Origin of the sequence: Halohasta litchfieldiae, assembly GCF_002788215.1 — an archaeon.
Classification (GTDB): Archaea; Halobacteriota; Halobacteria; order Halobacteriales; family Haloferacaceae; genus Halohasta; species Halohasta litchfieldiae.
Window position 1 is genome coordinate 2,265,998 of the sequence record NZ_CP024845.1, and the last position, 22,748, is coordinate 2,288,745.

Annotated in this window: 21 protein-coding genes and 1 pseudogene; 5 read left to right on the plus strand and 17 right to left on the minus strand. The window is 56.0% G+C overall.

From position 1 onward, the window contains the following. Nucleotide 1: 1 nt before the first annotated feature. From HALTADL_RS11505 to proC, 6 genes are all read right to left on the minus strand, one after another. Nucleotides 2-886: a carbohydrate ABC transporter permease gene (locus HALTADL_RS11505; protein ID WP_089672357.1), complete on the minus strand. Its 885-nt coding sequence runs from the start codon at nucleotides 884-886 to the stop codon at nucleotides 2-4. 2 nt (nucleotides 887-888) lie between these two features. Further along, nucleotides 889-1,773, minus strand: coding sequence for a carbohydrate ABC transporter permease (locus HALTADL_RS11510; RefSeq protein ID WP_089672355.1), 885 nt, complete (start codon nucleotides 1,771-1,773; stop codon nucleotides 889-891). A 16-nt stretch (nucleotides 1,774-1,789) separates the two neighbouring features. Then, complete coding sequence (locus HALTADL_RS11515) at nucleotides 1,790-2,974, minus strand: ABC transporter substrate-binding protein (RefSeq protein ID WP_089672353.1); 1,185 nt, start codon at nucleotides 2,972-2,974, stop codon at nucleotides 1,790-1,792. A 380-nt stretch (nucleotides 2,975-3,354) separates the two neighbouring features. Next, nucleotides 3,355-4,710: a glutamate-5-semialdehyde dehydrogenase gene (locus HALTADL_RS11520; RefSeq protein WP_089672351.1), complete on the minus strand. Its 1,356-nt coding sequence runs from the start codon at nucleotides 4,708-4,710 to the stop codon at nucleotides 3,355-3,357. Beyond that, nucleotides 4,703-5,557 (minus strand): glutamate 5-kinase, encoded by an 855-nt coding sequence (proB, locus tag HALTADL_RS11525; protein ID WP_089672349.1) that lies wholly within the window; start codon nucleotides 5,555-5,557, stop codon nucleotides 4,703-4,705. The genes HALTADL_RS11520 and proB overlap by 8 nt, the downstream gene beginning before the upstream one ends. Further along, complete coding sequence (proC, locus tag HALTADL_RS11530; protein ID WP_089672347.1) at nucleotides 5,550-6,326, minus strand: pyrroline-5-carboxylate reductase; 777 nt, start codon at nucleotides 6,324-6,326, stop codon at nucleotides 5,550-5,552. The genes proB and proC overlap by 8 nt, the downstream gene beginning before the upstream one ends. Before the next feature lie 138 nt (nucleotides 6,327-6,464). Between proC and HALTADL_RS11535 the strand changes: the two genes are divergently transcribed. Further along, complete coding sequence (locus tag HALTADL_RS11535) at nucleotides 6,465-7,406, plus strand: manganese-dependent inorganic pyrophosphatase (protein ID WP_088901980.1); 942 nt, start codon at nucleotides 6,465-6,467, stop codon at nucleotides 7,404-7,406. 52 nt (nucleotides 7,407-7,458) lie between these two features. After that, complete coding sequence (locus HALTADL_RS11540; protein ID WP_089672346.1) at nucleotides 7,459-8,310, plus strand: DUF7847 domain-containing protein; 852 nt, start codon at nucleotides 7,459-7,461, stop codon at nucleotides 8,308-8,310. Here HALTADL_RS11540 and HALTADL_RS11545 read toward each other — a convergent pair. Next, nucleotides 8,307-8,695: pseudogene (locus HALTADL_RS11545) on the minus strand (ferredoxin). The gene HALTADL_RS11540 and the pseudogene HALTADL_RS11545 overlap by 4 nt on opposite strands. Before the next feature lie 374 nt (nucleotides 8,696-9,069). Between HALTADL_RS11545 and HALTADL_RS11550 the strand changes: the two are divergent. After that, nucleotides 9,070-9,693, plus strand: a complete 624-nt coding sequence (locus HALTADL_RS11550; protein WP_197690649.1) for a DUF4013 domain-containing protein — start codon at nucleotides 9,070-9,072, stop codon at nucleotides 9,691-9,693. A gap of 169 nt (nucleotides 9,694-9,862) precedes the next feature. Here the strand turns inward: HALTADL_RS11550 and HALTADL_RS11555 are convergent, their stop codons facing one another. From HALTADL_RS11555 to HALTADL_RS11570, 4 genes are all read right to left on the minus strand, one after another. After that, nucleotides 9,863-11,047 (minus strand): Mur ligase family protein, encoded by a 1,185-nt coding sequence (locus HALTADL_RS11555; protein WP_015911535.1) that lies wholly within the window; start codon nucleotides 11,045-11,047, stop codon nucleotides 9,863-9,865. Between the two features lie 3 nt (nucleotides 11,048-11,050). Beyond that, nucleotides 11,051-12,241 carry a poly-gamma-glutamate biosynthesis protein PgsC/CapC gene (locus tag HALTADL_RS11560; RefSeq protein ID WP_089672343.1) on the minus strand — a complete coding sequence of 397 codons (1,191 nt, stop codon included), beginning with the start codon at nucleotides 12,239-12,241 and terminating at the stop codon, nucleotides 11,051-11,053. Between the two features lie 179 nt (nucleotides 12,242-12,420). Continuing rightward, nucleotides 12,421-12,792 carry a hypothetical protein gene (locus HALTADL_RS11565; RefSeq protein WP_089672341.1) on the minus strand — a complete coding sequence of 124 codons (372 nt, stop codon included), beginning with the start codon at nucleotides 12,790-12,792 and terminating at the stop codon, nucleotides 12,421-12,423. Between the two features lie 3 nt (nucleotides 12,793-12,795). Then, on the minus strand, nucleotides 12,796-14,322 hold the full coding sequence (locus HALTADL_RS11570; RefSeq protein WP_089672340.1) for an aldehyde dehydrogenase family protein: 1,527 nt from the start codon (nucleotides 14,320-14,322) through the stop codon (nucleotides 12,796-12,798). A gap of 153 nt (nucleotides 14,323-14,475) precedes the next feature. Here HALTADL_RS11570 and HALTADL_RS11575 point away from each other — a divergent pair, with 153 nt between their 5' ends. Next, nucleotides 14,476-15,543 carry a zinc-dependent alcohol dehydrogenase family protein gene (locus tag HALTADL_RS11575; RefSeq protein WP_089672484.1) on the plus strand — a complete coding sequence of 356 codons (1,068 nt, stop codon included), beginning with the start codon at nucleotides 14,476-14,478 and terminating at the stop codon, nucleotides 15,541-15,543. A gap of 78 nt (nucleotides 15,544-15,621) precedes the next feature. On the opposite strand, the gene HALTADL_RS11580 is transcribed toward HALTADL_RS11575, so the two are convergent. Next, nucleotides 15,622-15,867 (minus strand): DUF7861 family protein, encoded by a 246-nt coding sequence (locus tag HALTADL_RS11580; protein ID WP_015911540.1) that lies wholly within the window; start codon nucleotides 15,865-15,867, stop codon nucleotides 15,622-15,624. Between the two features lie 403 nt (nucleotides 15,868-16,270). Between HALTADL_RS11580 and aglF the strand changes: the two genes are divergently transcribed. Beyond that, nucleotides 16,271-17,017, plus strand: coding sequence for a UTP--glucose-1-phosphate uridylyltransferase AglF (gene aglF / locus HALTADL_RS11585; protein ID WP_089672338.1), 747 nt, complete (start codon nucleotides 16,271-16,273; stop codon nucleotides 17,015-17,017). Nucleotides 17,018-17,172: 155 nt separating this feature from the next. On the opposite strand, the gene HALTADL_RS17795 is transcribed toward aglF, so the two are convergent. From HALTADL_RS17795 to HALTADL_RS11610, 5 genes are all read right to left on the minus strand, one after another. Further along, nucleotides 17,173-18,756: a hypothetical protein gene (locus HALTADL_RS17795; protein ID WP_218143663.1), complete on the minus strand. Its 1,584-nt coding sequence runs from the start codon at nucleotides 18,754-18,756 to the stop codon at nucleotides 17,173-17,175. Nucleotides 18,757-19,450: 694 nt separating this feature from the next. Then, the gene (locus HALTADL_RS11595) at nucleotides 19,451-20,695 is read right to left on the minus strand and encodes an RNA-guided endonuclease InsQ/TnpB family protein (protein WP_089672336.1); all 1,245 of its coding nucleotides are present in this window, start codon (nucleotides 20,693-20,695) and stop codon (nucleotides 19,451-19,453) included. Between the two features lies 1 nt (nucleotide 20,696). Further along, nucleotides 20,697-21,101, minus strand: a complete 405-nt coding sequence (gene tnpA / locus HALTADL_RS11600) for an IS200/IS605-like element ISHli11 family transposase (protein ID WP_089672480.1) — start codon at nucleotides 21,099-21,101, stop codon at nucleotides 20,697-20,699. 208 nt (nucleotides 21,102-21,309) lie between these two features. Further along, a complete protein-coding gene (locus HALTADL_RS11605; RefSeq protein WP_089672334.1) occupies nucleotides 21,310-21,690 on the minus strand; it encodes a DUF7344 domain-containing protein in 381 nt (126 codons plus the stop codon). Continuing rightward, entirely contained in the window at nucleotides 21,687-21,881 is a 195-nt protein-coding gene (locus HALTADL_RS11610) for a hypothetical protein (RefSeq protein WP_089672332.1), read from the minus strand. Before HALTADL_RS11610 ends, HALTADL_RS11605 begins: the two co-directional genes overlap by 4 nt. Nucleotides 21,882-22,748 lie beyond the last annotated feature (867 nt).

Sequence of the window (22,748 nt, forward strand, 5' to 3'; positions counted from 1 at the left end):
ATTATTTTTGTTGAATGCTGAATGTTTCTAACAACGGTTTTCGGAACAGAATCATCAACGCCAGCGGAGGGATCAGTGTCAACATCGATCCAGCCATCACAAGTGACCACGACAACTGGCCTCCCTGTACATCGCCTTCAAGGAGACTAAGGCCAACCTGTGCGACCTGATTGGCCTGGGAGTCAATGATCACCAGTGGCCACAGATATTGGTTCCACGCATAGACGAACATGATTATTGAGACTCCGACCAGCACCCCTTTCGACATCGGAATCAGCACTGAAAACAGGAATTTTACGGGCCCGACACCATCCAGTTTCGCCGTCTCAACGATCGAAGTCGGGATCGAAAGGAAGTGCTGTCGAAGGATGAACACACTCGTCGCACTTGCGAGATACGGCACTGTAATCGCGAGTAGCGTGTTTCCCCATCCGAGGTCGTTGATTAGCTGGAACAGCGGAATAAACCGAACGGGGACCGGTAGCATCAACGTAAACAGAATAAACAAGAAGACGAGATTTTTGTACGGAACTCGGTAGTAGACGATTGCCATCGCAGCGCACACCGAAACGATGAGCTTGCCGACAACAATGATTACAGCCATCACGAACGAATTCCACATGTAACGAGCGAAGTTGTAGTCGACAATCGCCTCGCGGTAGTTCTCGACGGCATACGTTCCCGGAACGAGATCACTCAGACTCGTGACGATCCCTTGTGGTTTCGTACTCACGATCAGCGCGACAAAGATTGGAAACACAACAAGGAATACGAGTAGCCAGATCTGCAGATGGACACCGACTGGACTTCCGAATCCCGTCTCGGCTGTCGATTGCTCTTTTACCGATGCAAGACGCTGTTTGGTGTACTGAATGGGTTCTATCATTGTTAGGCACCGTAGTGAGAGTGCTCATCGGTGAGCCGAAACTGGATATACATGAGAATCCCGACGACGAGGAACAGCAGGACCGATTTCGTCGACGCGAGACCGAAGTTGAAATACGAGAACCCTTCGCGGTAGAGATCGAAAATCAGGATGTTCGTCGCGTTCGAGGGGCCACCGCCGGTGAGCAAGTCGACGAACGCAAACGTACCGAAGAAGGCATAGATCGTATTGATAATCACGAGGAAGAACAGCGTTGGGGACATTATCGGTGCGTACACCGAAACCAACCGTCGTAGTCGACTCACACCGTCGATGTTGGCTGTCTCGGTCAGCGTGTCGGGAATGCTGTTCATCGAAGCGATCATAAAGATCACGTTGTAACCGATCTGCTTCCAGATTGCCGCGAGGGCGACAACGACGAACGCTTGGCGTCCATTGTTGAACCAGTCGACATCAAAACCGAGCAGTTCGACCGGTCCTGTCAGTACTCCCAGCGTTGGGTGAACCATGAACAAGAACACGAGCGCGCCGACTGCTGGCGGCAGTGCGTATGGCCAGATCGCCGAAATCAAATAGAGGGTCTGGCCGTGGTCGACCTCATGAATTAAAAACGTGATGTACAGCGAAAAGACCATCACGCCAACGACAACACAAACCGCAAACAGAATCGAAAGCAGGACGTTCGTGTGGTATCCTGAATCGGTGAGTAGTGTGACGTAGTTTTCGACGCCTACGAACACCTCTTGTCGACCGAAACTCGAATCGAACAAACTTGTTCGGAACGCACGCACTGCTGGGTAGTACAAGAAGACAAGCGAGACGAGAACCGTCGGTAAGAGGAGTACTGCCGATTCGATCCGCCCGTCGAAGATTTCTCGTGTCGACATCGTTCTGTTGATCTTTTCAGTAGTAGTCGCCCAGCGTGGCTTCGACTTCCTGTTTCAGGGATTCAATCTCCGAGTCGATCTCGTCCGAGTTGATGATGTCGACTGATTTGTCTTGGATTGTCGTCTGGACATTCCGTGCTGGACCAAGGAGGGCTCGTTTCGTCGCCGGGTTGTCAGCATCACCATTTTGCAGTTGATTGAGCGCGACACGGTACATTGGATTCTCCTCGAACCAGCCTTCGGCTTCGAGTGATTCAACTGAACTCTTGGTGATCGGATAATACCCCGAGCCCTTGTGCCACTCAGTTTGCACTTCGGGCTCGGCCATGTATTCGAGCAGTTGCCCGATTTCGTCGTACCGATCGTCGGGCAATCCTGCAGGAACGTAGAACGACGCCCCACCGATGACCGGTCCGACCCGCGTGTCGCTGATACTGGGGTACGGAGCGGCGTCGACCTCGAAGTTCTCGGAGTCAGCAATCAGTCCGGACACCGAGGCCGTACTCGTCAGAAGCATCGCCGACTCTTGTTCGATGAATAGCGATGTTGCCTCGCCCCATGCCTCTATTCCGGGATTGGTGTACAGCCCATCGTCGGCCATTCCCTTCCACCACTCGTAGAGATCATAGACGGCCTCAGGAGTGTTGAATTCGGATGGTTCACCCGCGTGGCCGTTTTCGGCATCGGTCAGTAGTTCTCCTTCGAACGCATACCAGGTTTCGACGAACCAGACGTGGTTCGGCCACGTGATACCGAACTGTGTCACATCTTGGTCGACCAACTGCTCGGAGGCACTCCGAACCTCCGCGAGTGTCGTCGGTGGGTCATCCGGATCAAGTCCTGCGGCCTCGAATGCATCGCGGTTGATGTACATGATGGCATTCGAGTTGTTGAACGGGAGCGAGGCGAGTTCTCCGTCGACAGTGAAGAATTCAGCGACGTTGTCGAGGAAATCATCTGTCTCGAAATCGTCGGGAAGAATGTTTGCGACGGGTTCGACTCGGCCAGTGTCAAGCACCTGTTGTGCGAACAAACTGTCGACTTGCAACATATCCGAAACATTTCCGGAGTCGAATGCTGCAAGTGTATTCGTCAAGACATTCTCGTAGGAGTCTTGGAACTCCATGTTGACTGCCGTGCCAGTTTCGGCCTCGAAATCTGCCCCTATCTGATCGAGTGTCTCTCCGTTTGTCCCACCCATTGCATGCCAGACTGTCAACTCATCTGCAATTGGTGAAAACTGCGTGTTCGATCCGTCACTCCCAAGACAGCCCGCGAGGCCTGATGTCATACCCAGACCAAGCGCCAGACCTGTGTTCTTGAGCATAGTTCGACGTGAACCGTCGACCAGAGACGCACTATTTTCGTCCATACAAGAATGAGGACCAATTGCTGGGTTATACGCCCTTATAATTGTAATATAGTCAAGTATTTCGCAAAAATAGAACTATATATTTGACAGTTGGTGGCTGAATACTGCATCTGTGGATATCCATACCCAACACATTCTTCGATTAACTACCGTTCGAATCTAACAAAAACATCGGAAAATACCACCGAACTGACGCTGAAAAACGCAGGCTATTGGGTGACCGTCGACTCGGAGAGTCGACCGGGCGTCCATTCACCGTCGAACTCCTCGTGAACATACTCCCGTGCGTTTTGTCCGGAGTAGCTGGCGACGATCTGGCCGTCGCCTTCGAGGAAGTACTGGTAGGTCGTCAGCCCACCGAGGCCGACCGGACCGCGGGCATGGATTTTCCCGGTGCTGATGCCGACCTCCGCGCCGAGTCCGAACCGGTAGCCATCGCTGAACCGCGTTGAGGCGTTGTGGAAGACGCTCGCCGAGTCGATCCCCTGCATGAAGACTCTGGCGTTGTCAGCATCCTGTGAGATGATCGAATCGGTGTGTTTCGAGCCGTACTCGTTGATGTGGTCGACCGCCTCGACAAGCGAGTCGACGACTTTGAGCGAGATAATCAGATCACCGTACTCGGTCGACCAATCGGCCTCTGTCGCGGCGTCCATCTCGACATCTGTGTCGACAATTTCGCGCACGCGATCGTCGCCTCGCATCTCGACACCCGTCTCCTCGTAGCGGTCGGCGATCTCGGGAACGAACTCCTCGGCGACTGCCTCGTGGATCAGTAGTGTTTCAGCGGCGTTACAGGCAGCGGGATACTGGACTTTCGCGTCGTGGGCGACCTCGGCGGCCATCGAGAGATCTGCTTCGTCGTCGACATAGACGTGACAAACGCCCTCAGTGTGACCCAAGACGGGAATCGAGGTGTTGTCCTGAATATACTTTACGAACTCCGAACTTCCCCGTGGCATCAGGAGGTCGACCGAGTCGTCCATCTCTAGGAGGGCGTTGACGTCCGCTCGGGCTTCGATGAGTTGGGCCCAGCCAGTCGGCAGGTCGCTCGTGGCCTCCTCGATGATCTCGTAGAGGACACGGTTCGATCTGCTGGCCTCGCTGCCACCTTTGAGAATGGCTGCGTTGCCGGATTTGAGGCTCAGCGCGGCGATCTGGACCAAAGCGTCAGGTCGGGACTCGAAGACAGTCCCAATAACACCGATCGGTACCGAACGCTTGTAGAGTTCAAGACCGTCGTCGAGTCGACGCGCTTCGAGCGTCTCGCCAAGAGGGTCGTCCTGTCCGGCGACACTGCGAACCATCTCGGCAATGGACTCGATTTTTGACTCACTGAGCGCGAGTCGGTCGACGAGTGCTTGGGTGTACTCTCCGGCTTCGAGCATTGCTTCGGCCTCGTCGACATCTGTTGCGTTCGCTTCGAGAATCTCGTCGCTTTGGGCCTCGATTGCGTCGGCGATCGCCTCAAGTCCAGCATTCCGTTCGGTTTCGGAACGCTGTGCCAACTTGAGCGCGGCTGTCTCTGCGGCATCTACTTTTTGTTCTGTTGTCAGCTCACTCATTGTGACCACCGTTGATAGGGATAAATATCGTCCCCACCGGCTTTGCAGTAGCGATTTGCTCCAGAACATCCGGTTCGGTCGACTCGGCGATCACCGCGGGAATCCCATGTTCGCTCACCGTCCGGGCCCCCGAGACTTTGGTTTGAATCCCGCCGAAACTCTCTCCGGCGCTCTCGTCGACGAACTCTTGGACGTAGCCGTAGTTCCGACCGACGGCCTCTATCAGTTCGGCGCTCTCGTCTTCTTTCGGATTGCCCGTATACACGCCTCCGACGTCAGTGAGGGTGACAAGGAGGTCGACGTCGACGCCCATCGCAAGCGACGACGAGAGCATATCGTTGTCGCCGATGCGGAGCTCTTCGGTTCCCACGGCGTCGTTCTCGTTGATGATCGGGACAACGCCCCACTCAAGCAGGGTTTCGATGGTGTTCCGAAAGTTGGTGAATCGGTCGGGGTTGTCGAGGTCGTCCTGAGAGAGCAGGATCTGGGCGACCGTGTAGCCGTGGCGTTCGAAGCTCTCGGTATACCGGCGCATCAGGTGGGATTGGCCCACCGTCGACAGCGCTTGGAGCTCCTCGATGGTTTCGTGACCGTTGCCGACGAGCCCCTTGCCCGCGCCGACCGCACCCGAGGAGACGAGGATGACCTCTTTGTCCCGATTCAGCAGGTCGACCAGATCGTCGACGAGCTTGTCGAGTTTCGCGTCGTCGAGATTCGACTCGGCGTCGGTCAGCGAGTTCGTCCCGGCTTTGACGATGACCCGGTCGGCGTCGGCCGCCAGCTCTCGGGTCTGATCAACGGCTTCACCGTCGACTCTGAGTACCTCCTCGTCGTCCGTCTCACTCATCGGCGGCGTCCTGGGCCAACTCCTTCGAGCGTTCCTCGGCGGCGGCGACCGCCTCGCCGACTTCCGCCTCGACGTCGCTGTCCCACAGCACGTCCATCCCTTCGATGGTCGTTCCCTTCGGCGAACAGACCGCGTCGATCAGATCCTCGATGGACCGGTCGGACTGGAGGACGGTCTCGGCGGCTCCTTTAAATGTCTGTGCGGCGAGCGTCCGGGCGTCTTCGGGACTGAGACCGCCGTCGACGCCAGCTTCCGCCATCGCGTTGATAAGATAGAAGACGAAGGCGGGGCCGCTGCCGTTGACTGCGGTCGCGATATCCATTTTGGACTCCGAGACTTCGACGAACTCGCCGACAGCATCGAGGATCGCTCGGATTTCGTCGGTCACCGTCGACTCGGTGACGGCGGCGGCCATCATTCCGTATTCGGCCGCAAGGTTCGGCATGATCCGGACGACCGTAGCCTCCGTTTTGGATTCGAGCAACTCGGTCGACACACCGGCGGCAATCGAGAGCAGTGTCTGGTCGGCCGTCAGTTCGAGATCCGAGAGGATGGCACCGACGAGATCCGGTTTCAGTGCGAGGACGACGACCTCGCTTTCGGCGGCGACCGACAGTTCGGTGGTCGTCCGGTCGCAGTAGGGCGAAATCGTCTCAAGAACCGCTTCGTCGACGTCACAGGCAGTTACCGAATAGCCGCCCGACTGATGCAGGCCCTTAATAAATGCGCCTCCCATATTTCCGCAGCCAATAACGCTTATCTGTGTCATTCTGTGGTCTCCTTGGTGAACGAACAGGGACATACGAACTTTAGCTTTGTCAACTTCCTGCCCTAGCCGACCGGTGGCGTCGCCGAGCGCCACGACATCGGGACATAGCTATTTGGGAGTTGTCACCATATCACGAGTATGGACTCCGAGTCGACGGTCGTCGTTGGCCACACCCGCCCGGATGCAGACAGTGTCTGTTCGGCAATCGCCTTTGCAGCTCTTAAAAGTGCGGAGGGAACACCCACAACGCCGTTGATTCAGGGACCGATCAACGCCGAGAGCGAGTACCTCCTAGAGCGGTTCGAAGTGTCGGTCCCCGAAGAGCGCCGGACAGTTGGCGATTACGACGTGATTTTGGTCGACCACAGCGAGCGCGATCAGGCCCCCGAAGATCTCTCTCCCGATCAGCTTCGAGGGATCGTCGACCACCACCGGATCGGTGATCTTCAGAGCTCACGACCCGCCTTCTACTTCGCGGATGTCGTCGGCTGTACAGCAACGCTCATCCACGAACTCGCCGAGCGTCGAGAGGTTAGCCTTGACCGGTCGACTCGTGGGCTGATGCTCGGCGCAATCCTCTCGGATACGATGCTACTGGCCTCGCCGACCACAACTGATCGGGATCGAGACGCCTCGGCCGCCCTTGCGGAGAGTCTGGCTGTCGACCGCGAGGATTTTGGGCAAAAACAGTTCGAAGCGAAGTCGACCGTCGGCTCGCTGCCGCCCAGCGAGGCACTTAAAGGAGACCTCAAAGTGTACGACACCAGTCACGGTGCTGTCGCCATCGGTCAGATTGAGGTCGCCGACAGCGAGGCGATCCTCACGGAGAAGGGTGCCTACATCGAGGCGATGGAGCAGTTGCAGGACGAGGGTGACTACCACGGTGTCGTCCTGCTCGTGACCGACATTCCGGCGAAGGGAAGCCATGTGTTGGTCGTGTCGACTGACGATTCAGCATACGAGAGCGCGCTCGATATCACACTCAGCGACCGGAGTCAGTTCGTCGACGGACTGCTCTCGCGGAAAAAACAGGTCGTGCCGCCGCTGTTGGAGGCATTTGGTAGTTCAAAACTGACATAAACTAACTAGTTGTGTAATATACACTTTTATCAACGAACCAGCACCTATCTGTATGGCAGTTATAAATGCACTCAAAAAGGTTCCTGGACTCCTTGGCTCTCACCCGATCCTGTTTGTCCCGATACTGTTGTTGTACATTGTCACGACCGCCCAAACGGTTACTCAATCGGTGTTGCCGCCTTTGGCTGGCGGAGTCGTTGCCCTCGTGATCTCCGGGCTGCTGTTTTTGCTGACGCCACTATACCAAGGCGGAACGATTGGGATGGCAAACGAGGCCGCCGATTCGAGTCGTACTTCGCTGGGCTCGTTCGTTCGCTACGGAAAACAGTACTATCTCTCGATTTTCGGTGCGTTTCTCCTCATTTTGGCGATGATGACCGCACTCGGGATTGTCGCGTTGCTTCTTGCGGTAGTCGTTTTCCTCAGCTACAGTGCGACCGGCCAGAGCCTCGCTGTGTTGGTAATCGGCGGGGTGGCTGGACTCGTTGTTGTCGGTCTCTACGTTACAGTCTCCGTGTTTCTCCAGTTTCACGGCCATGCGATTGTCATTGAGGATCTGGGTGCGGTCGACGGACTGAAGCGGAGTGCAGAAGTCGTCACGGAAAATATCCGTGCGGTGGTGGGCTATTTCGTCGTCGTGCTGACTGGATCGCTGGTTGTCGGTGGGTTGTACATAGGGGCGCTGTGGCTGTCTCCCGTTCCGTTCCTGACCGATCCGGCGGCAACCGTCTCGCTTGAACTCGCATTCCTCGAAGGACTGCTCTCGATCCTGTTCCTGTGGCCTGTTGGAGCCGTGTATCTCGTCTACTCGGTGCTGTTTTACCGCTCTCTCATCGGTACCGATGGGGAGTCGACCGCACCGCCCGCAGAGCCGGCTGAGGGGCCCGCCGGGAGTTCGATCTAACCAGTGCGTCGACGAGTCAGTGCGTCGACGAGTGGTTGAGACGTTGCGTTACTCGCGGATCGCTGCCGCGGAAGCACCTGTCCCCAGACGTGTTTGTCCAAGAGTCTGACCGTTATCGGCTCGTCGACCTCGATACAACAAGCCGGGGGTAGCCGAACCGGACGGCGACGGCGTCGTGCCAGTGAGTTGGCTCCGGGGCGGGGTCGACTTCGACGGTACAGGTCGCACACAGCCCCCGGCCGCCGCAGTTGGCGTACTGGGAGACAGTTCCGTACACTGGAAACTCGCGTTCGAGCAGTGCCTTTCGGAGGTTCGTGCCCCGGTCGACCTCGATGGTCGTCTCCTCGCTCCCGGAGATGACCGTTACTGGAATCCTCTCAGCCATGGCTTGCGGTTCGGTCTCGTGCCATGTTGCTGTTTCGAGAGAGGACTCGGTACGTGGCTTACATCGTGCCACCGAGAGTCTCGCATCCACACTCAGCTCCTTATCGACCGTGCTCACAGCACCGTCATTTCGCACCGACCTTTCGGAGGAACAGTGTTGTCTCTGATACTCTATCTATATCTCCTCAGAAGGCGTCCATCTGTTGAATATAAAATGACAACACAAAAGAAGAATCCGGAATTCAAGCCGAACGAGACGAGATACTCGGCAGCGGAGCCGACGGACTCCGTGAGAGTCTCGAAGTTGCGATCAGATATCCAACCGAAAGCGACGACGCGATACGGACCATCGCCATCGGTGGCCTGCTCTCGCTGTTGGCGTTCCTCGTGGTTCCGGTGTTCATCCTCGCCGGCTACTTCATTCGGGTACTGAACCGAACCGCCGGAGGTGACGAGGTTCCGCCAGTGTTCGACGAGTGGGGAGAGCTGGCGGTCACCGGACTGCAAGCAGTCCTGATCGGCGTTGCCTACGCGCTTGTTCCGACGATCCTCGGTGGCGGCGTTGTCGCCATCGGAATCGGGCTCAGCGGCGACGGCTCACTGGATGGCCTCGGCGTGGCGGCTGTCCTGGTGGGTGGGCTGCTCTGGACGCTCCTTTCGTTCGTTGTTGCCTACCTGCTTCCGGCAGCACTGGTCAACTTCGCTCGAACGCGGTCGCTCGGTGCTGGCTTCGCGTTCGGGACGCTGAAACCGATCTGGCTCTCTCGATCCTACGCCGTTGCCTGGGGAACGATGCTCTTGGTGGCGTTGCTCGGCGGGATCGTGGCGGGGGTACTCAACGTCGTTCCGATCCTCGGCCAGATTGCCGGAGTCTTTGTCGGCTTCTACGCCGCGGTTGCGGCCTACTCCGTTATCGGTCGGGCGTGGGAGGATCTTCCAGTCGTCGACCACACCGGTCCCGACGCGATGCTGTCGACCAGTGTCGATACTGACCGGTAACCGCCTTTTTGAAGCTATCACACGAGTAGCCGTTCGGGTTTCGGTGTCCTCCCAGTCTGTGCGGTCAACGCTGACGGTCCTCAGATCGCTCGACCGACAGCGTTCGCCACCGCAACTGTGTCTGATCAAGCATCCCGTAGCGCTTTCCGGTCAGTGTCGGCGTCCCATCTCAGGCTGTTTCTGGAGCGGTTGTCGCCTCCGGAGCGTCACTGTCTGTCCCTGCTCGGCTCTCGATTTCCCTGGCCATCGCCTCCATGAACGCCGTGACTGTGTTGCCCATCAGCACCACTGGCCGACCCGAGGCTACCGCGTCATCTAGAACTGCCGCCGGCGATTCAGTCTCGGTGTCGTGGCGAACGACCGGGAGGGAGGCGGTCGTCTCGAACAGCTGTTGATCGTCGCCGACGATGTGGGTCTGCTCGACTGCCCCCGACTCGTAGAGGTCGTCGAGATAGCGGATGAACGACACCGTTCGCCCCCGGCGATCCCACCGGAGGTTCAACACTGGTTCGATTACTGTCTCCCGATCCTCAACGAGCGACTGTCGAACGAGTTCCGTGCTCTGGACGTCGTTGACCGCCGCCGCATTGTACACCCGACCACCAGGAAGCTGCTGCCACGACGGACGAAGCGTATCGATTCGGTCCTGGATCTCTTGGGTTGGAACAGGCGGCTCACCGACTGCTGCGAGCACGTCGTTGAGCCCATACACACACTCACTGCCTGGCACGCTCTCGGTCCCCGACGGCGGGTCGACGAAGGTAACTGGTGCATCCCGACGCTCGAGTTCGGTCTGGATGTACTCACGTAGCGGTTTGTACTGTTCGGCACAGACAACTGATGTCCCCTGAGGGACTGCACGGGTGAGCGACCGAGCGATCTGGGTGCGATCACGGCCTAGCGTGTCGAGGTGGTCCTCCCGGACATTGGTGAGAAACACCAGATCGGGGTCGACGAACTGCTCGTTGACCAGCCGTGTCGTGTAGGGTCTGATTCCTTGATTCTCGACGATTGCGACGTCGATACTGTCGAACCGAGCCAGCTCACGCTCGTTTTCGTACAGTCTGACCTGCTGTTCGCGCTCGATCTCGGAGACGGTGTCGTTGTAGCGAACCTGTGCATCGGATCCGGTTATCTTGGTGTAGGTGTCGTAGCCGCGGCTGACGAACTGTTCGTGCAGCCAGTTGGCCACCGATGACTTCCCGCGGACACCACTGACGACGATTCGGGTATCGATCTCATCGAGCCGCCGACGGTGGGCGGGACCGGCACCAAGTGCCTCGACAACACCGCTGGCGACAGTGCGGAGTCCGTCGAGTGCCTGCTTTTTCACTGTTTGGCGGCTCGACCACATCAGTCAGTCACCTCCTCTCCAGCCTGACAGTGGGTCCATCGGTTCGGTGGGATTTGACACTGACTGTGGCGGCTCGATTCGTTCTAGATTGGCCAGCACAGCGAGAGCCAGTAGTACGATGACAGCGCCGAGCTGGAGCTGTTGGACGGTTACCTCCGTCAGGAGGCCAGTCGGCGGTGGGGTCACGAGCAGCCGGGCAATGAAGCCGACTGTCACGAGCGTCCCGGCGATCACTGCGATAGTTGCCGGTCGCTCTCTGGGTGGAACCACGTGAATGTTGTACGCGGTGACGCCGCCAAGCAGGCCGACAAAGAAGGGGAGCACGCCGTGAATGACTGGAACAACAGACACCAACGAGACTGTCGTGAGTATGCTCACGATGATGCCGAACGCCAGCAACACGCGTCCGTAGAGGAGTGTCCACCAGTGGACGAGCTGGATACTACCGTAGGCCCCAACGGTGGCGAGCATCCACACCGGCAGTAACATTCCGTTACGGAAGGTGATGAGGACGACAAGCGGGACGACGATGATCCCGGCGACACGAAGCTGGTACCGGAACCGAACCAGCTCTGCGATGGCCATCCCGGCGATGACGAGGACAAGCGAGAGACTGTTTGATGTGATCACTGGAAGCGGTGGCCGGTCGACCGTCAGCCCGAAGGCGAGCGCAATATCCGACTTCGGGGCGAGCAGCAGCGGTGGAAGCGTCCCGGCCAGCGGTGAGAGACCGACGAGGAACGTGAGCCCGATCCCGACGACGACCAGGAACAACAGCACTGCCAGACTGACGACGCCATCGAGCACTCGCTGCTCAGTGTCGAGACGGTGGAAGTTGTAGGCGGCGATGCCGGGGAGCACACTTCCGAGGAACTCGACATCTGTAATCGCTGTCTCGGCACCAACCCCAGCCACGAGTAGTTCGACGATAGTGACCGGAACGAGCGCCCCGATGAAAATAGAGAGGACGAACAGCTGGCGGCCGTACAACGGGAGTCGAGTTTTGATGTAGCTGATCGAGGCGTATGCTGCTACTGTGCTGAGGACGAACACCGGGAAGGTCCCGAAGCTCCGCAGGAGGTACACCGCAACGAGCGGGACGATGAGGACACCACCGAGTCTGAGACCATACAGCTGTGCGGCGATGATACCAGCAACTAACCCACAGAGCAGTACGGCTGTTGCAATGAGCATCTAGCTCTCGGACCCACCGCGGGGTTCGGCTGCGGCAGTTCGGACGGACTTCTCAGTTTGTGTTGGAGGGAGGCTCTGTCTGCGTTTCGGAGGGACCATGTCTTCTGAATTGATAACTCGTATTGTGCAACATAAAAGTGCGGGTTATGTAAACAGAGAGGACTATTGGTCGCTCTGATCTATTCTTCAGTCGGGCCTGCAAACATGAACTCGATGGGGGTAGCCGACCGACAAACCTCGCCACTCGGATGCCGAGCGATAGCAACCGATCCCGCGTCGTGAGCGCGTGCAAACTGCCGGACAGCGCTTGCATCGGTCAGCCTGTCCGGGGCGTCGACGTTGATCCGATCAGTCATCCCGCTTGTCTGGAGGCAGATCCACCCCGATAGCGCGAGTGCGACTTTGGGGTCCCGCTCCTCACGGTCGGGAGCAACCACCTTTCGGAGTCGCTCGTGCATCCCCGAGGGAACGACGTACGCGGTTCCATCGGGGGCGATGGCGATCTGTTGGGCGCTGAACTCGCCCTCGACTGGTGGGAACGGGACTGTCACGACTTAGCTGAGACTGATGTTGATCGTCTTGGTCTGAGTGTAGTGGTCGACGGCGTCTTGGCCGATCTCACGGCCGATTCCTGATTGCTTGTAGCCGCCGAATGGCTGGCCGGCCGGGAAGTCGTTGTACGTGTTGATCCAGATGTTGCCAGCCTCGATGTCTTTGGCACACTGGTGGGCCTTCGTGAGGTCCTCGGTGATCACACCTGCGGCGAGGCCGTAGTCGACATCGTTCGCCAACTCGATCATCTCGTCGTAGTCGCTCCACGAGAACACCTCTTGGACGGGGCCGAAAATCTCCTCTTGGACGGCCTTACTGTCGTGATCGATGTTATCGATCAGTGTTGGCGCAACGAAACAGCCGTCCGACAGGGCTTCGTCGTCGGGCTGGCTGCCGCCGGTGACAAAGGCCGCCCCGGACTGTTCGGCCTCTTCGATGTAGCTCATGGTTCGTTCGACCTGTTCAGCGGTCACCTTCGGGCCGAGATCAGTCGCATCCAGCAGTGGATCGTCGACGGTCAGATCTTCGGCGGCCGCCGCGAGTTCGTCGAGGAACTCATCTTTGATGTCTTCGTGGACAAAGAGTCGTGAACCCGCACAGCAGCACTCGCCGGTATTGAAGAAGATGGCGGTGATCGTGGTCTGGACTGCCTGCTCTAAGTCCGCATCGGGGAACACGACGAGCGGGCTTTTGCCACCCAGTTCGAGCGTGATGTCGGTGATGTTGTCGGCGGCGCTTTTTATCACCTTGCTGCCGATTTCGGTCGACCCGGTAAAGGCGAGTTTCCGGATGCCGCTGTGGTTCGAAAGCGGTTCGCCAGCATCGGGACCGAACCCGGTGACGATGTTGACGACACCGTCTGGGATCACGTCGTCGGCCTCCTCCATCAGTTTGAGAACGGAAAGGGGTGTTTCCTCGGCCGGTTTGAGGACGACTGTGTTGCCAGCCGACAGCGCAGGGCCGAGTTTCCAGGCAGCCATTAAAAGCGGGAAATTCCACGGAATAATTTGGCCGACGACGCCGTAGGGTTCTTCGATGGTTTGGACGTGTCGACTGTCGTCAGTGTCGACCGTCCGTCCCTCGTGGGCCCGAGCGATGCCCGCGAAATAGCGGAAGTGGTCGACGACGAGTTCGATATCGATGCGGGCCTCGGTAATTGGTTTCCCGTTGTCGAGCGATTCGAGCCGGGCGAACTCGTCGGCTTTGTTCTCGATACGGTCGGCAATCGCTTCGAGCATTGTCTGTCGTTCGGCGCTCGAATAGGAGCTATACACCTCGTCGTAGGCCTCCCACGCCGCCTCGACCGCGCGGTCGATGTCCTCGCTGTTGCCTGCCTCTACCTCGGCGAGTGTCTCACCGGTTGTCGGGTCGACTGTTGTGAACGTCTCGCCGGAGGCACTCTGGACCCACTCGCCGCCGATGTAGAGTTCCCGGTGGTCCGGTAGCACCTCGCTTGCGGCCTGCTCGTGACGCTTTTTAATCGCGGATTTACGCTCCGATGGTGTCTGTGATTGGTCATCAACTGACATAGCAACAAATGTTACTGCATAAACACCGATAAAAATTATTCACAATCCAGCACCTAACGCCTATCGGGAATTATACAGATCTCGTACAACATCGTGGGACAGAGAAACAGGGCCATAATGTTTATTAGATAACATTTGGCATATGTGAGCGTGATGCAAGCAGTACTCCTTGAGAGCTTCCAAGAACCGTTGACGGTCCAAGACGTCGACCGACCGGACCCCGACCCTGACGGCGCTGTCGCCGAGGTCATCGGCTGTGGTGTCTGTCGCTCGGACTGGCATTGCTGGCAGGGCGATTGGGACTGGTTCGGCTACCGCCCTGACCCACCACATGTCCTCGGTCACGAACCAACCGGTCGTATCGTCGCTACCGGCGAGGACGTTGAGAGTATCGAAGAGGGACAAGAGGTCGCCATCCCGTTCAACTTCGCCTGTGGCAGCTGCGATATGTGTCGCAACGGCCGCGAGAACATCTGTGAGAACCACATCGGCCTCGGGTTTATGAATCAGGCTCCCGGCGCGTTCGCCGAAGAAGTCCACATCCCCAACGCCGACATCAATGCGATCCCGCTGCCCGACAGCATCGATGCCGAGGCCGCCGCCGGCTGTGGCTGTCGGTTCATGACTTCATTCCACGCGATGGCCCACAGAGCCCCGGTTAGCGCAGGTGACGACGTCGTCATCCACGGCTGTGGCGGGATCGGCCTCTCGGCGGTCCACATCGCCAACGCACTCGGTGGGAACGTCATCGGCGTCGACCTGATGGACGAGAAACTGGACAAGGCCGAGGAACTCGGTGCTGTCGACACTGTCAACGCTAGGGAGGTCGACGATGCCGCGGCCGAGGTCCACGATATCACCAACGGTGGCGCGGACGTCTCGGCCGATGCGTTGGGTATTGCAACCACCTGCCGGAACGCGGTGAACAGTCTCCGAAAGGGTGGCACCCACGTCCAGATCGGGCTGACCACCTCCGAAGAGGAGGGGATGGTGTCGCTACCGACCGACGAAATCGTCGCCAAGGAAATCGAGTTTAAGGGCTCGCTCGGCCTCCAGCCCTCCCGCTACAGCGAGATGCTGGATATGATCGAATCCGGTAAACTCGATCCGACGACGCTTGTCGAGAAGAAGATCGACATCCACAGTGTGCCGGACGAATTGGCTGCCATGAGCGACTACGATACGCTCGGGATTCCGGTTTGCAACGAGTTCAGTAGCTAAGTGGGCGGCCCGTCGACCCCACTCGGAGCCGCTGTTTATAGCTGCCGCGTGGGCCACGTGACGGACAGAGCGGCACTCTCAGCCACCATGTTTTCGGTACCAGACACGCTCGCCAACCGGCGACTCGCTGTCGTCGATAGCTAACCGACTGAGAAACAGGTCCCGAATCGCGAGCGTCACAGTGAGTTCGACCGCTTCGCCGTCAGTGTCTCTGACCGTGACAATGCAGTGTCCATCCCGCTGGTCGACCGATTCGACGGTTCCTGTCGACCAGCGGTCGATATCGTGGCTCGGTTTCCGAGCATGGAGTCGGTCATGGTTCATACGAGCAGAACTGTTGCAGTGGTGCTTTCGCTTTCGATTACAACTGTCCGGCAGCCTCGACAGTTATGTAGCTATCCGACGGTGACACTTTTGACGAAGTTCCGCGCCTTATCGGTTAGTCGTCCCAGTGCATTGACGAGATGGTAAGAAATTGGAGTTGGACGTTAGCGAACACTGAGGACACACATTTGTCTGTCTAGGGGATTTAGCGATTTCGCTCGCAAGTTCTGAACCTTCTTTTTGACAGCGGCGACGATTTCGTTGACATCGTTCGGAAAACAGGAGTCGCCATAGCTAATACGCTCCTGAGGTACTGCTCAGAGATCCGTATGAGTCTCATTATGGTATAAAAAATGTCATTTTCATAAGAAAGTCTTTATGTGCTGATTTGTTCGCTACGACCATGCAAGCAGTTGTACTCGCTGCAGGGAAGGGCACGCGGCTGCGGCCGCTGACCGATGACAAACCAAAGGGGATGGTCGAAGTCGACGGCAAACCAATCCTCTCCCACTGTTTCGACCAACTCGTCGACCTCGGCACGGACGAGCTTGTTGTGGTCGTCGGCTATCTCAAAGAAGAGATCATCGACCACTATGGTGACGAGTACGAGGGAATTCCAATTACTTACGCCCACCAGCGCGAACAAAAGGGATTAGCTCACGCCTTGTTGACCGTCGAGGAGTACATTGACGACCACTTCATGCTGATTCTCGGTGACAATGTCTTTGAGGCGAACTTGGCTGACGTTGTTCGGAGGCAGCAAGAAGACCGTGCAGACGCAGCGTTCCTAGTTGAGGAGGTCGACTGGGAAGAGGCCTCCCGCTACGGTGTCTGCGACACCAACAAGTACGGCGAGATCACCGATGTCGTCGAGAAACCCGAAGAGCCACCATCGAACCTCGTGATGACCGGCTTCTATACGTTTACGCCAGCGATCTTCCATGCGTGCCATCTGGTCCAGCCGTCGAATCGTGACGAGTACGAGATCAGCGAAGCAATTGATCTGTTGATTCAGAGTGGACGAACAATTGATGCGATTGGGCTTGAGGGATGGCGGATGGATATCGGCTATCCAGAAGATCGGGACGAGGCCGAGCGACGGTTACAAGATGGGCATGAATCCGAACCGGTAGCGTCTGCTGACAACTGAGGGTTTTTCGAGGTCTCGCTTTTGTTGTTATTTGATAGACTCACGAACAATAGTTTGGAGAGATATTTTCACTGCTATTCAGCAACTTCGGAAGGTCCGAAAGGATGTCGTAGAGTTGATCTTCGGCCGGGATTCAAAATGTGAATTACTGACTGTTAGTCGGTTTCGGTTGTCTCCTCGACTGATTTGTATTGATAGAGTGGCCCATCTGGCTTGTATCCGGGCACATATGTGAAGTGGTTGTTTGGTTTATTATAGAATATTATAGGTAGCATACTCCGTGATTCCCGAAGTGCCCCTGCATATCTGTACGTATCTATATCATACTGTATATCAAGCATATCTGGGGCTGGTAGTGATCCTCGATAGAGGTCTTCAAGTTTGAGTACTCTAACTTCCCATGTGCGTGCAATTTCTATAGCCCGTTCAGTGAGATGAGTTGTATGGCAAAGCAACGGCATTGCTTTGCACGTGTATGCCAACATACAGAGTCGGAAAATTACATCCGGTGTGATTGGTCGACTCTCCCAGTCTTTGCATTCAGCAACAATCCAGTCTGTTGGGTCATTTTGTTTTTTGCGGCGAGCTGCTACAACGTCAATCTCAACGCAGTAGACGTTTTCCCGTATGTCTGTATTGTATCCCCATCGAACTAACGCGTTGCTGAGTTGGTACTCTAGCCATCGTCCATCACCGTTACCACGCCCCTCCGTGTATTCGCGAGGTGGTACGTACGAACCTCTATCATAGTCATCTACATCTGGTATTGGAGGTGTCAATAATGAAAAAAGATCGTCAATAGTTCGTTGTGCAGGAATGAACGAGTACACTTTTTGACTGCTTACGTCTATACTTGGTTCGTCACATACTGTGTCTGCTAACTGTTTGAGTTCAGCTTGGATTTGTTCAAGAATCGTTGGATACTCTATTGTATTGACGTCTGCTTGTTGAGCCGATGGTACCGGTGTAGCATCCGGTTCTGGATCACAGAGCACACTATAAGCTTTAAGCAACGGTGTTTGCAGTGATTGAAGCTTATGTAGTGCTGCTTTTGTTACGTCCTTAGACAGCTGTTTGTCATCCTTGATTTTCTCAGTAAGTGCCGCAACTGTGTGGATTAGTGGCTCAAGTGAACTATAATCCGATTCAATGACTGTCTCTTTGCTTTTATCTGTATTTGACTTGGTCTGATTATCAATGATTTCGTATTGCCGATGAGGGCCAGATCGAAGTCGTATCTTCACAACCGAGGGCTCGTCTTCGTTTATAATCTCTTGTATAACACATGATAAGCGATCGTCGTACTGGTTGAGCCCTGATTCTGGAATTCGAAGCTCTTTGCTACTGCTGTGCGTGTCGACAACAAGAAACCCACTGTAGCCCAAAAGATAGGGTGGTAATTTAACACCTTTTGAATTGATTTTGAGCGTTTCTTTGGCATGCTGTAAACCAGTCACTGTTTGCAATGTCCCGAGAGAATTTATTATTGCAGCCGTAGTTAGCTCTGAGACCGTAATCTCTTCGTGGCTCGCATCTGGTACTAACAGTAGTGTTCTGTCTTCTGTCTCAATACGTCTCGCTGCTGAATTGTGGTGATAGTCGACTATCTCACCTTGTACTCGGTGAGTTTCGTTCGATGTAGAAGACCAACTGATTTCAATTTGGGACTCTGGTGGCAGTATCTGTAGTTTTGATGTGAGTATCTCAACTGATTCACCGTTCGCTGTATCATCTACCATCGGCTACTTTTCACTTACTACCTCGTTATTTGCAGTGTGTACAGTATTTTGATTCAATAAATCCCAAGAAGTGTTTAGAGTTTGAATATGAGTATTTCAAACGATGTATGTCATTTTATATTATTTCTCAAAGTGTCTGGTCGACCGATCAAACGGTTAGTTGCAGTGGGTGCAGTATTCACTGAGTATGCATTTGATCTGACTTAATAGCTGTCGTAAACGGCGCTCATTGTCGATCAGGCAGTCTCTCTCAGCAGCCGCCGTACCGCGGTTCATTCCGTGGACGCAGACGCCTCCCGCCCTGCCCAACACCGCACCGAAGTTCCTTTTCGGCGACTGCAACCGTCTTCGCCCCGCCCCGTACCAAAGTTCCTTTTTCCACAACTGCAACCACCTACAGCACTGCACGTGGTTGGGTGCTGTCGACGGTTGCTCAGTGGAGGTTCAACTCTTGTTTTGCGAGTTCAAACCTAATAGGAGGATCTCACTCATATCTGATAGCGGTAGCATGCAAGGTATAGAACGGAAGTAAAGCGACAAAAATCACGGTGAAGACTGTCACGGCAGCTATTCGTGTTCGAGTGCATCGTAGATCTCTCGATTGCTGTCGCGGTCAGCCGCCGCAACTTGCCGAACAAGTTCCCGACGATTATCACTCATCACCTCGTCGAGTGGCGAAGTGAACTACCCTACCCTACTCGCCTACGGCTGACACCGTTGGCTCCTTGAGGGTAGGGCTTCCTGCTTCCAAGACGCGCTTTGCAGGAACCGTAGTGGTTCCCGTAGGGAACGCAGTCTCCACAGACGTTGATTCGGAGCGTCCCACTCCTATGTGTTTTGCACCGCGAGAAAGGATGTTCCACGCCGCATTCGCGTCCCTGTCCGCCTCAAACCCGCAGGCGGGACAGGAGTGTTCACGGACCCACAACGGCTTGTCCGTCGAAACGCCGCAAGACGCGCATTCCTTGGTAGTCCCTCTCGGGTTGACCGCCACGAAGTGCGTTCCTTCGCGCTCGCACTTGTACTCAAGTAGCGAGAGGAACGTCCGCCACGCGGCAGACGCCGTGTTGCGGCTGTTCGACGGTGATTCGATCATCCCCTTGACGTTCAGGTCTTCGACCGCCACGAGGTCGTACTCCCGAGCGTAGTAGGCAGAAAGTTTGTGCAGGAAGTCGCGGCGTTTTCGTCGGAGGTCGGCATGACACTCCGCAACCTGACGTCGTTGCTTCTCGTAGTTGTTCGATCCGTGCTGTTTGCGCGAGAGTTTCCGTTGCTCCCGCTTCAACCGCTCGCGTTCGTCCAAAAGGTCGAGCGACCCGACCGCCGTTCCGTCGGTGTCGTGGGCGTACGTGAGAATCCCCACATCGATGCCGACGCACTTCTTGGGATTCTCTGGTGGCTCAGGAGGTTCACGGTCCATTTGGACACCGAAGGTGGCGAACCACTCTCCCGTCGGTTCCTTCTTGACGGTGACTTGCTTGAGTTTCGCATCGTCGGGGATGGCGCGGTGGAGCCGTATCGGTATGTCCGCGAGTTTCGAGAGAGACAGCACAGTCTGACCGCCCTTCTTGTCGAGCTTGAAGCCAGACTGACTGTAGGTGAAACTGCGGAACTCCCGTGGCGGCTTCCACTTGAGTTGACCGACGCCGTAGCCCTTGTCCTTGAGCTTGGAGAGACCTTTGAGGTTATCGAACAGACGTTCTACAACAGTTTGGAGAACCTTCGAGTAGACGTCCGAGAGGCTGTCCCACCACTGTTTGAGGTCGGGGAGCTCCGACCGAAGCGTGGTCATGGAGGGTAGTTCGTCGTGTTCGTCTTGGTACTCGTTGAGGCGGTAGAGCGTGTGGTTGTACAGTTGCCGACAAATATCGCGGTGGCGGTCTAACTCCTCGCGGTGGGCGTCGGACGGCTCAAGCCGATACTTGTAGGCGTAGTACATTCTACTCGCGTTGATTATCGACGTACTGTTTCAGCATATCCAGCGACACCTGACCCGTTGAGATGAGGCAGTACGAATCGTTCCAGAACGAGTCACCCCACAGGTCGGTTTTCAGTTCGTCTGCGTACTCATTTCGGATACGGCGGGCGGTCGCGCCCTTGACTGTGTTGATGAACTTCACGAGGTCTGTGGTGGGTTTCGCTCGAAACAGGATGTGTACGTGGTCGTCCTCGCCGTCGAGGTTGGTCAGTTCGACACCGTAATTGTCCGCGAACCCGCAGATGATCTCGTGAATGAATTGGGTTCGCTCCTCGGTTAGCACTCCGCGCCGATACTTCGTGGTGAGTATCAGGTGGTAGTGGAGCGAATACATCGAATGCGAACCTGAATCGAGGTCGTATTCTATTGGGTTCACTCAATAAGAGGCCACCCCAATCAAAGAACATTGCGGTTGCGTGGGTCTGTGGGATTTCAACAGAACAGTGTACGAACAGATGATGACGGCACTGTATCCCCTCCCTGCTCGCGCCTACGGCACTCGCTGAGGAAGGGGGCTTAGCACCTGTATTCAGCTAATCACTGCGTCCGGTAGGTTACAATGAGAGAGACGCGCTCTATTTTTCTCTGTCACCTCGGAGTTGTTGTTGCTGTGCAGTTCCAAGCCAGTAGCCTGCCGAAAGCAGTACCTCCAGTGAGACTCCGAATGCAGGCCCTGCAGTGAGTCGGTCGCCGTCCTGTTCAAGTAGTCCCGAAGCCGTCAGCTGCGGGAGGTGGCTTCGTTTGAGATTCGTTCGGAGGTTGGTAACCTCACGTGTCGGTGCCTTTGTCGGGCTCACGCCTTGTTCGAGTGCATAGAGCGTACTTGCCGCAGTTCGTAAATCGACACCGTGGCCGCCTCCAGCCGCGACAAGCAGCATGATTGCACGGCGGCGTGGATGGCTCAGTTGGACGAACACGTCGTCGACGCGCTCGGGTGTTCGATCCTCAGCTGTCATAGGTCGACCTCCTGGTGAATCGAGATCTTACTGAGTGCTTGGCGGTCGACCATTCGCCACAGACAGCCAGTCCATTCGTATTCGGTGCGCCAATACCCCGAGTCAGTGCGGCGGTGGTACCGGTACCGTCGTTTGGGTGCGTGTTCCGGCGTAGTTATTACGTCGAGAACTGTGTCAGTCTCTGTTGTCATGTGTATTTATGCGATGCGAACACATCGCACCCATGTCAGAAGAAAAATGGCATACATGGACGTATTTCTGCCAAACAGCAGGTGTCTTTTGACAGGAACTGTTATCGGTTCTAGGCGATCGAGAGCATTTCTAGGCTAGCGAGTGGTAGACTAGAGATACTGACAGACCCGGCCTCCGGCCGGTATAAGGGAGATAGAGCTGAAAATACGTTAAGCAAAGCCCCTTCGGGGCGAATAGACACCCCCAGACGACGGGGTGAGGTCGGAGACCAATGTGTGTGGATCACGTCGACTGATGGTGGACCGTGTGGACACAAGATCTGTCGACGAACACGATATCGGTGTGATCTATGGTCTTTGTCTGTGTGTAGTTAGTCGTCGACTGTTCCTCTCTGAGTGCATGTTAGATATTTATTGGGCTAATCTATGTCGCATGGTCGAACTGCTATGTCGACGGTTCTAGGGTACAACCAGCTATCGTCGACTCTCGATATGTTCTGTTGAGTGAGTCCATTCTGTGGTGGCCTATCTGTTTGCAGTTTCCCTACTGAGACTCCATCAGTCTGTACCGAACACGATTTGACATTACTGTCGACTGCCCCAATCTGTCGACGCTTGTGTCGCTGTAGGAAGACGCTCACGACGACCGTTGGTGTGTTGTCGTGGTCTCCTTGATGTCTCCATAGCTTGTCTTTTTGTCGGCCTTACGGCCTTGAGGGGTTCTCTGTCTCTCCCACTTGTTCTTCTTATACCGGACACAAAGCACGGTTGTCAGCGAACAATGCAGTCTTCTATGGATTCTATATGTTCTCTCGAGTGTGTTGATCACGTTTCGATTGCTGTCGTCGACAGCACTGGTGGGGTATC